The sequence below is a fragment of the Streptomyces sp. 142MFCol3.1 genome (assembly GCF_000424945.1).
Classification (GTDB): Bacteria; Actinomycetota; Actinomycetes; order Streptomycetales; family Streptomycetaceae; genus Streptomyces; species Streptomyces siamensis.
In genome coordinates, this window is sequence record NZ_AUKV01000077.1 from 1 (window position 1) to 8,441 (window position 8,441).

Annotated in this window: 11 protein-coding genes and 2 pseudogenes; 6 read left to right on the forward strand and 7 right to left on the reverse strand. The window is 65.8% G+C overall.

The annotated features are described in order from the left end of the window. The first annotated feature begins 704 nt into the window (after window positions 1-704). Window positions 705-1,652 (forward strand): S1 family peptidase, encoded by a 948-nt coding sequence (locus tag H305_RS0143195; RefSeq protein WP_028805885.1) that lies wholly within the window; start codon window positions 705-707, stop codon window positions 1,650-1,652. Between the two features lie 171 nt (window positions 1,653-1,823). Here the strand turns inward: H305_RS0143195 and H305_RS0143200 are convergent, their stop codons facing one another. The 3 genes from H305_RS0143200 to H305_RS56255 form a co-directional block, all read right to left on the reverse strand. After that, a complete protein-coding gene (locus H305_RS0143200; RefSeq protein ID WP_028805886.1) occupies window positions 1,824-2,006 on the reverse strand; it encodes a hypothetical protein in 183 nt (60 codons plus the stop codon). 165 nt (window positions 2,007-2,171) lie between these two features. Continuing rightward, window positions 2,172-2,438, reverse strand: coding sequence for a hypothetical protein (locus H305_RS56250; RefSeq protein ID WP_028805887.1), 267 nt, complete (start codon window positions 2,436-2,438; stop codon window positions 2,172-2,174). A 91-nt stretch (window positions 2,439-2,529) separates the two neighbouring features. Then, entirely contained in the window at window positions 2,530-2,655 is a 126-nt protein-coding gene (locus H305_RS56255; protein WP_324608141.1) for a hypothetical protein, read from the reverse strand. Window positions 2,656-3,188: 533 nt separating this feature from the next. Between H305_RS56255 and H305_RS0143215 the strand changes: the two genes are divergently transcribed. The 5 genes and pseudogenes from H305_RS0143215 to H305_RS51925 form a co-directional block, all read left to right on the forward strand. Further along, a complete protein-coding gene (locus H305_RS0143215) occupies window positions 3,189-3,485 on the forward strand; it encodes a zinc-ribbon domain-containing protein (protein ID WP_028805888.1) in 297 nt (98 codons plus the stop codon). A gap of 214 nt (window positions 3,486-3,699) precedes the next feature. Then, window positions 3,700-4,035, forward strand: a complete 336-nt coding sequence (locus tag H305_RS0143220) for a DUF6233 domain-containing protein (protein WP_028805889.1) — start codon at window positions 3,700-3,702, stop codon at window positions 4,033-4,035. 261 nt (window positions 4,036-4,296) lie between these two features. Further along, a pseudogene (locus H305_RS55600) lies at window positions 4,297-4,545 on the forward strand (helix-turn-helix domain-containing protein); the annotation flags it as partial. Between the two features lie 133 nt (window positions 4,546-4,678). Continuing rightward, window positions 4,679-5,275 carry an IS630 family transposase gene (locus H305_RS54260; RefSeq protein ID WP_234021454.1) on the forward strand — a complete coding sequence of 199 codons (597 nt, stop codon included), beginning with the start codon at window positions 4,679-4,681 and terminating at the stop codon, window positions 5,273-5,275. Window positions 5,276-5,286: 11 nt separating this feature from the next. Next, window positions 5,287-5,660, forward strand: a pseudogene (locus H305_RS51925) (transposase); the annotation flags it as partial. A gap of 85 nt (window positions 5,661-5,745) precedes the next feature. On the opposite strand, the gene H305_RS49055 reads toward H305_RS51925, so the two are convergent. From H305_RS49055 to H305_RS0143250, 4 genes are all read right to left on the reverse strand, one after another. Continuing rightward, window positions 5,746-6,465 carry a hypothetical protein gene (locus H305_RS49055; RefSeq protein ID WP_051371619.1) on the reverse strand — a complete coding sequence of 240 codons (720 nt, stop codon included), beginning with the start codon at window positions 6,463-6,465 and terminating at the stop codon, window positions 5,746-5,748. 68 nt (window positions 6,466-6,533) lie between these two features. Then, complete coding sequence (locus H305_RS49060; protein WP_051371620.1) at window positions 6,534-7,121, reverse strand: AAA family ATPase; 588 nt, start codon at window positions 7,119-7,121, stop codon at window positions 6,534-6,536. Window positions 7,122-7,193: 72 nt separating this feature from the next. After that, the gene (locus H305_RS0143245; protein ID WP_028805890.1) at window positions 7,194-7,604 is read right to left on the reverse strand and encodes an NUDIX hydrolase; all 411 of its coding nucleotides are present in this window, start codon (window positions 7,602-7,604) and stop codon (window positions 7,194-7,196) included. A gap of 36 nt (window positions 7,605-7,640) precedes the next feature. Then, window positions 7,641-8,441, reverse strand: an 801-nt coding sequence (locus H305_RS0143250; protein ID WP_158690702.1) for a pyridoxal phosphate-dependent aminotransferase, incomplete at its 5' end; no start/stop codon positions are given.

Sequence of the window (8,441 nt, forward strand, 5' to 3'; positions counted from 1 at the left end):
CTGGGAACGACGCGACGACATCCACGAGGCCTTCCTCGGACTCGCCGTCTGCCTGATCACCCACCGACACGTCCAGAGGCTTTGTTAGGGCCAGTTACAGTCCCGCCGACACCGGTGCCGCCGCGGTGGGGGAGTGAAGAGTAGTGGGAGCGGGCCTGGAATTTCGGACCGATCCCACCAAAGCTTGCTGCTCGTCGTCGCAGCGAGCAGCACCCGGTGTCCTCACGGATCGTTGTTGTCCTCTCGGTTCTTCTCCGTCCTGGTCCGGGTCAGTGGGCGCCAGGCTGCATAGAGAACCGCCAAGGACGAGGTGTAACCGGCGAGGTCCTGCGGGCTGACGTGTCCCACCAGTACCAGGACGGTTCCTACGCCGAGGATTGAGAGGAATACGAGCAGGTCGCCGTGGCGTCCCCTGTCAGGCGTACGGTTGGAAGGCATCGATTCATCTCTCTGTGTGGATGGACAGGCCGCCTTGCGCTCCAACGTCTCGGCGGCCGGCCGGTGCTGGGGCGGGGCGCCGTTGCGCGGCGTCCCGCCTTGTCCTTCCATTAGGCACTGGCCGCGGGAGTGGGTGACTTGTTAATGACACCTCCCTCGGCGAATGCGTAACGACCTGCGGGAACAGCTTCCTGAGAGGCCCGACGTCCGTGACACTTGCTGACGGATGCTGACACTTCGCGGGCCGCGGCGACCAGGAGGCCACCATGGCGACCAGGGGGAGCAGGGGAATCAGCCTTCCGTCTGAGCGGGACTACCCCGACGGGCCGAGGCGGCGCCTGCTGGAAGCTCTCCATGTGCTGTACCAGGCAGCAGATGCACCCGGTGTTCGGGCGATCAGCGAAGGCCTGGCGGCAGGCGACTTCCGCGCGACCATGAACAGGGATCTGGTGGCGAAGGTTCTCAGTGGCCGCCAGTGGCCTACGGCCTATCAACTCGACAGTCTCGTAAGGTGGTTCGCTGGGCGTGCGGTCACCGTCCCTGACCCTGAACAAGAGGCCGCCCGCTTTCACGAACTGCACCAGCAAGCCGCTGGCGACACCGTGGTGAAGACACGCCCGGTCATGACCGTGTCGACCCGGCCATTCGTGAGGATCAGTGGCGATTCAGGGGCCGTGGGTGCCGGCGTACTTCTGGGCAGTGGGCATGTTCTGACCCGCGCGCATGTGGTGGACAGCCTTACCCGACGCGACGAGGCTGCACACGAACCGATCCTGGTGGCGCCCGCCGACGGCACACGCAGCACCTACGAGGCCAGTGTTGTCTGGCGCATGCCCCACCAAGGGGTTGCCGTAGACGATGAGGTCGATCTCGCTCTGCTGTCTCTCGAAACACCCTTGGTTCCCACGGCTACAGCGAGCGTGGGCCAGCCCCACAGCGGCGATGCAGTAAAACTGTTCGGCTATCCCAGGGGGTACGACTCGGGGGTATGGAGAGAAGGCGTGCTCGTCGGTCAGGCCCATAACAACTGGTGGCAGGTACAGGTGCGCGGGGACGGCGAACTCGGGTTCGAGGGCTACAGCGGCGCTGCCGTGCTCAACCCGGACAACGTCGTCGTCGGTATCGTCGCAGCACGCTCACATACCGGCGGGATCGTCTGGATCACCTCCTTCCTGGATGCGGCCGCACAGTTGCCGCGTCACGTCGGCAGCTGACGAGGGATCGGCCACGGTCGGCGAACCCCGCCGACCGACCGGTGCTCGCGAGCTCGTCGTGAGAGGCAAGAACTGAAGAGTTCCCAACGCGCTGACCCGACCTGATACGGCGTGAGGGCTGAGGCTTCGCGCTGACGGTGACAGCGGGAGCGCTGCCAGGGTGGACCGTCTCTAGCTGTGAGGTCTCGGAGTGCTGCTGCGAGGGCGTGCGCTGAGCTGGGGAAGCCGCCAGAACGTCTCGTCGGTCTCGCGGTTGTGATGCCAGGCCCTCAGGGTGCGGGTCGTGACCAGTCGGTCGAGGAGCTCTCCGGTCTGCTGCTGCGAGTGCCCGCTCAGGCGGGCGAGGACGTCCATGTCGGTGCAGGTGCTCAGTGCCTGCGATGTCTCATTTCGATGCCACCAAGGATTCTCATCTGGATGTCACACGTCGTTGCTGGTCGCGGCATCAACTCGGCGACATGTAGCGAGAATTGGTTGGGACATCACATGAGAATCTCCAGCGCATTCAAATGAGAAGTCCTAGATGCGCCGCGTGGTGGCCGGGTCGACGGCGGCCAGCAGGCCGACGCAGTGCACATCGTAGTCCCGCAGGGCGGCCGATTGCCGGGGGCCGATGCCGTGGAGGGCTTCGACAGGCAGCGGTCCCAGCCAGTCGGTGACCTGGTCGGGGTTCACGGCGAGGACGCCGCCCGGATCTGGGATCCTGCCGGAGGCGGTGGCCGCGACCGTGATCGTCGGCCCGACCCCCACCCGGATGTCGATGCCGAGCCGGGAGAGGGTTCTCACCCGCAGTATCTCTGCGAGGCGGCGGGCGTCGACACCGTGATATTTCAGCGCGCCCTTCAGCTCCGCCAGGGCCGCGGACGGGGGGCAGGGCCTAGACGATGGGGGAAAGCTCCGCCAGCTGCTCCAGGACCTGCCGGTAGACGTCCTGCGGCAGAGGATCCGGGCAGCGCACATGCATCACGCTCGCCACCCTTCGTGCCTGCGCTCCTGCTGTCATGACACCCACCTCCTCCGCCCCACATTATCGAACTAGAATTCGAACACGCTGTCCTGTGCCAGCGAACCTTGATCACGTGCCATCGAAGATTGATGAACATAACCCCTGGTCACAGGGGATCTGGCGCCGCACCGACGTCGGGTTCGGCGGCCGACGCGTCACCCCGGGGAGGCCGCCCTCCGGCGTCGCGTAGTCCTTGCCCAGCCGCTGACCAGGCGTGATCAACTTCGATGGCGAACTCGCGACCGTCGAATTCGACAGCACATGATCAAGGTTCGTTGACGCAGACAGTGGCGCGACCGGCATCCGACGCTACAGGCCGAGGACTGTGGCTGCGCCATACCGCAACAGCTCCGGCCACCCGGCCCCGAACGGCCTGCGCCGGTCTTCGTCACGGCCTTGTCAAGCCCCGAGATTCCGGGCCATGCACCAAGCCCCCACCCAGGGCGTAATGGAATCACCACACGGCACAGAGAGCGGACGCCCGTCGACTCACCCCGGCGTCCTCCGCCCCACTTTCAAGGACTCCACTCATGATCATCTTCGGCAGCAACGTATACCTGTACCGGCTCGCGATACTCATGCTGACGTGTCGTCACTGCGGCAACCCTGCCGCGCATACGGTCACGAAGTACGTCACCAAGTTCACGCTGTTCTTCGTGCCGCTGTTCCCCATCTCGACGAGATCTGCGATTCAGTGCACGTTCTGCGGCATGGAGCAGGTGGTGCCCAACGAGTGGGCCGAGCAGTCGCAGGCACAAACCGCAGGCGCTCCCGACAGTGATACGTACTGGCAGACACAGCAGGCGCACCAGCACTCTGGAGCCTGATCGGGGGCAACGCTTCCGGGCCGCCCCTGGGCGGCCCCAAGGGCTGTCCGAACGTCTCTTTCGGGCCAGCCCTCACCCCATGGCCAGGCGTGATCAAACTTCGATGGCACGAACCCGCGTCCGCCAAAGTTCGATGGCACATGATCAAGTTTCGTTGACACAGGACACACGCGAGATGTCGGGCGAGGGGGCCTTCGGATCTAGAATCGTAAATGTGTTCGACGACCTGCCTCCTGACCTGGACCGGCTTGCCACCCTGAGGGCGTGGCACGCCATGTGGCTAGGGCGCATCGACGGCAAGATCGCCGCCCTCCGGCAGCGGGAAGAGGAGAAAGAGCGAGGCGCGCAGCGCCGGCCCTCCCCCGACTGGGTCGTGGAGCTGGGCATCGGCGACGGGCGCCCCCCGCTGCTTGTACACGCAGGCTGGTGCCGCGAAGGCAAGCGGAAGAGACCGATCTCCGCTCAGGACGCCATCCACTTCATCGTCGACGGTGTCGAACCGTGCGGACGGTGCCACCCCCACCAGGAACTCGGACTGAGCGAGTACTAGGCACTGCCCGGACGCCGGGCCGCCTTCCTCGCCACTGTCTTCCTCGCTGGCTAGTGGCTTGTCACGCAGCCTTGGCCGGGTAATCGACCCGCTGCCCGTGAGCCAGCAGACCACCTCCAAGACCTGATCTTGGAGGTGGTTGTGGGACGCCCGCCGAGTGTGTTCGTCCGGCCGGTGAGTATGGAGGAGGGCCGCCGGCTGCAGCGGATCAGCCGCACCGCGAAGGACCCGGTGAAACTCCGCCGGGCGATCGTGGTGCTGATGTCCGCGCAGGGCCAGACGGTCAAGGACATCACCACGCTGATGCAGGTCGGCCAGGACTACGTCCGTGAGGTCATCCATGCCTTCAACGAGCGGGGGTTCGACGCGCTGGACCCAAAATGGAGCGGGGGACGCCCCAAAACGATCAATGACGAGGTGCGCGAGCACATCTGCCTGATCGCCCGGACGTCCCCCGCCGACTGGAAGATCACCGCGTTCTCCACCTGGAGCCTGAGCAAGCTCGCCGACCATCTGGTCAGGCAGAAGGTGACCGCCGCCATCAGCCGGGAGACCCTGCGCCGGATCCTGCGCGCGGGCAAGGTCTCCCGGAAGACCACCACCACGTGGAAGGCGTCCACCGACCCGGAAGTTCATCGCCAAGATGCACCGCATCCTGGCGCTCTACGACACCTCACCGGCGGACGGGCGGGTGATATGCGTCGACGAGTTCGGCCCGCTGAACCTGATGCCACGCAAGGGCAAGGCATGGGGTCCGGTGAGGCGTCCGCGCAGGTTACGAGCCACCTACAACCGTTACGGCGGTGTGAGGCACATGCTCGCCGCCCTCGATCTGGCCACCGGCAAGCTGTACTACCGCATCCGCCCGCGCAAACGCTGGCGGGAGTTCCTCGGCCTGCTCAAGGCCCTGCGGGCCCGCTGGCCCGACCAGAAGCTGTATGTGGTGCTGGACAACTTCTCCCCGCACAAACACGCCAAGGTCCGCGCCTGGGCGGCCGACCACCAAGTCGAGCTGGTCTTCCTGCCGACCTACGGATCCTGGCTGAACTGGATCGAGGCCGAGTTCGCGGCCCTGCGCTACTTCGCACTCAACGGCACCGACCACCGCAGCCACGACGAGCAGAACACCGCCATCGCCGCCTACGTGCGCTGGCGCAACACTCACACGCAACCCAAGACCAACTTCGCCCCCGACTCACCGATCCGCCAGTGGACCCAATACCCGACCAAGGCTGCGTGACAAGCCACTAGTTGGACTGGTCCCGGGCGGTGATCGACTCCTCCCACGTCCGGGCCGCACGCAGGGGCCCAAAAGCGGACCCAGCCCGGTCGACCGCGCACGTCCGGGCAGCAAGCACCACATCATCACCGACGGGCAGGGCATCCCGCTCGCGGTGTCGCTGACCGGTGGAAACCGTAATGACGTCACCCAGCTCCTGCCTCTGCTCGACAAGATCCCGGCCGTTGCGGGGCGGGTCGGCAGACCGCGTCGGCGGCCGGACGCGCTGCTGGCTGACCGCGGCTACGACCACGACAAGTACCGCCGCCTGCTCTGGCAACGTGGAATCCGCCCCGTGATCGCGAAGCGAGGCGAGCCGCACGGCACTGGCCTGGGCATCTTCCGCACCCAGACGTGCCGCTGAGAGGTGTCCCGGGCCGCGCGGAGATCGCCAGGCGTTTTGGGGCGGCGTCGTCGAGGGGGATCGCTGTCTATGCTCTTTCGCAGTCCTGCTCCAGGCTGCCGTGTGGTTGCTGGGGCAGGCGGCCGGTCCGGCTGGTGGGGATGTGGCGCTCGATGTACTCGACTGCTGTCTGGCGCTTGGCCGCGAGGTAGTCAGCCACTGTCTCGTCGGCTGCGTAGCTGAAAGTGTCGGCGAACATGGAGATCCCTTCGAGGGACTTGGTCGACAGGCCTGCCTCGAGGAGACCGAACCGTACTTCCTGGCTGCTTGTGCAGTCGAGAACCGGTGTCTCGTAGGTGATGCCGAAGTGCTGGGCCAGGTCATGGAAGAATTTGATGGCCACATGGCGCTGTTCGGGGAGATCTGCCTGGTATCCGGTTGTCCCGTCGGCGAGGACGGTGACGGAATTGCGGAGGCAGTGGACGGTCGCGGCGCAGTGCAGGGCCAGTTTTTCACCCAGCAGTACGAGGTTCTTGCCGGCGAACCTGCGGAAATCTTCTTCGATGTCGGCCAATGCCAGCCGGCGGACGATGCCGTAGGCGGAGAGGACCGGCGTCTGTTCGTGGATCATTTCAGGGAAAGCCGCTCGCAGTTCCGCTTCGCGTATTGCCGGCAGTTCTGACGGGATGCCCAGCCCTGTGGAGAAACGGAGAAGGCGGACCCTCGTCTGCGTCATGCAGTAGCGGACGACGGCCAGCGAGGAATCCCGGCCCCCGGAGAACATGACCGCGACGTCAGGCTGTTGCATCGCCCGCTCCTAGGTTCATGGTGCCCGGACCGGTCTGGACGGTCCGGGCGGTCTGGGTACAGGGGAGCTCAGGGCATGCTGAGCCCTGCGGTGCGAACTATTCTTTCCAGGAACACCGGATGGAAGCTTTCGATTCCGTGGTCAGACGCAGCGATCGAAGCAACGGGGATGTACGCAGAATTGTCGATCACGATGTCGAAGATGTCGTGATCCATGAAGAGGTCAAATTTGTGGCGGACTTTGAACTGCTGCTGGGAGAACCTGTCCTTGGCGTTGACGAGTTCCTGCACCCCTTGCTCGTCCGGCACCCGGCCGCGGCGGAGCTCGCTGACGTACGCCTTTCTGACCCTGCTGGGCAGGTCGGACTCGATCCAGACCCGAAGGGCCGGAGCGGCTGTCAGCCAGGGCAGCGCCCAGGCGTCGAAGACCCCTGCAGGGGCTGTCTCGAACAGACGGGTGATACGGCGGTCGACTTCTGCGTCGATGTCCCGCTCCGCGCGGACCGCATCGGTCCGTGGTGACCAGGGGCCAGGCTGCCCGCTGAGCCGGGACACGATCTGCGAGGCGCTGAAGTAGGGCAGGCCCAGTTCGTCCGCCAGACGCCTAGCGTGGGTCGTCTTGCCTGCAGCAGTGAGGCCGGACACCGTGATTTTCACGATGCGGTTCCTGCCATGCCCCGCCTGCGCCCACGCCCGCGAAGGGGCTTGGGGTCGCGAGCCTGCCTGCAGTCACGCGGGTTTGACCAGCCCTTCGCCCACGAGCCGTGGCAGGACATGGCGCGCCACCACGCTGCCCACTTCCACTCCCGCGGCAAGTGAGGCACCGTCAACCCATGCCAGTTCAACGATCTCGCTGGTCGGTGTGGGATCCCCTTTGATCTCGACACGGTAGACAGTTGCCCGCAATGCTGCGTCCTCGAACTCAGAGGGCTCCTCGTACGTCCCGAAGTAGTCCATGGCCACGACCTGCGTGCCGAGCTCCTCAAGCAGTTCACGGCGGCAGGTCTGCTCGTCGCTCTCGCCGGTCTCACGCTGGCCGCCGGGAATGATGAAGGTGTGGCGGCCCGGTACGTGCTTGCGCACCACCAACATCTGGCCCTGGTCGTTGAGGATGACCGCACCGACCTTGTCAATGGTCACGTTCCTCTTCCTTACCGGAGACGGCGAGGTCTCCTGCTACGTATATGGTCTCAGCAGTTCAGCCAGCCGGTGCACGGCCCTTTGGGCCATGTCCTGGGGAAGCCCCAGGCATATCCGCACATGCCGGGCACCTGCTGGCCCGAAGCGGTCCCCGGGCCACACGCGTAGTCCGGCTTGTTCCCGGCACAGCAGTGCGAACTCTTTGCTGCTCAATTTCGTCACCCCGATGTCCACCCACAGGCACACACCGCTGCGCGGCATCACCACCAGCGGATGGAGCACATCCACCGCATACTGCAGATTGGGCAGGACGTTGTCCCGTGACTGGCGGAGCACTGCGCCGTAGTCGCCCACCGCAGCGTTGCAGGCGACCTGGGCCGGCAAGGATGCAGCCACCGTCAGTGCTCCCACTGTGCGTGCGATCCGCTGCGCGCTCTTGGGCGGACTGACCGCGCAGCCTACCCGCCACCCCGCCAGCCTCAGGGACTTCGACGCGCTCCACACAGCGGCGCGCCGGTCCGGCTGTGCGAAGGGCAGCGGGCTGGCATGCGTGCCCGCCCAGACGAGGTCGTGATGGACCTCATCGCTGATCAGGAACAGCCCGCGGTGGGCGGCGATGTCGGCCACCGCGCGGCAGTCCGCCTCCAGGGGCACCTCACCGGTGGGATTGTTCGGGCTCAGCCAGATCAGGGCCTGCGCCTCAGCGGCCAGGGACTCCAGTCGCATCAACCAGTCTCCCGAGGGATCGGGCACCGGATAGACCAGGGGGCTGCGGCCCAGCGCCTCCACGGCATGGCGGTGTCCGGGAAAGCCCGGGTCCGGTACCAGAACCGTGTC

Bases quoted from the DNA above. Each gene is read 5' to 3' on its own strand.
- H305_RS49055 (WP_051371619.1), bottom strand. From the start codon at position 6,465: ATGCAACAGCCTGACGTCGCGGTCATGTTCTCCGGGGGCCGGGATTCC.
- H305_RS0143195 (WP_028805885.1), top strand. From the start codon at position 705: ATGGCGACCAGGGGGAGCAGGGGAATCAGCCTTCCGTCTGAGCGGGAC.
- H305_RS56255 (WP_324608141.1), bottom strand. From the start codon at position 2,655: ATGACAGCAGGAGCGCAGGCACGAAGGGTGGCGAGCGTGATGCATGTG.
- H305_RS0143200 (WP_028805886.1), bottom strand. From the start codon at position 2,006: ATGGACGTCCTCGCCCGCCTGAGCGGGCACTCGCAGCAGCAGACCGGA.
- H305_RS54260 (WP_234021454.1), top strand. From the start codon at position 4,679: ATGCACCGCATCCTGGCGCTCTACGACACCTCACCGGCGGACGGGCGG.
- H305_RS0143215 (WP_028805888.1), top strand. From the start codon at position 3,189: ATGATCATCTTCGGCAGCAACGTATACCTGTACCGGCTCGCGATACTC.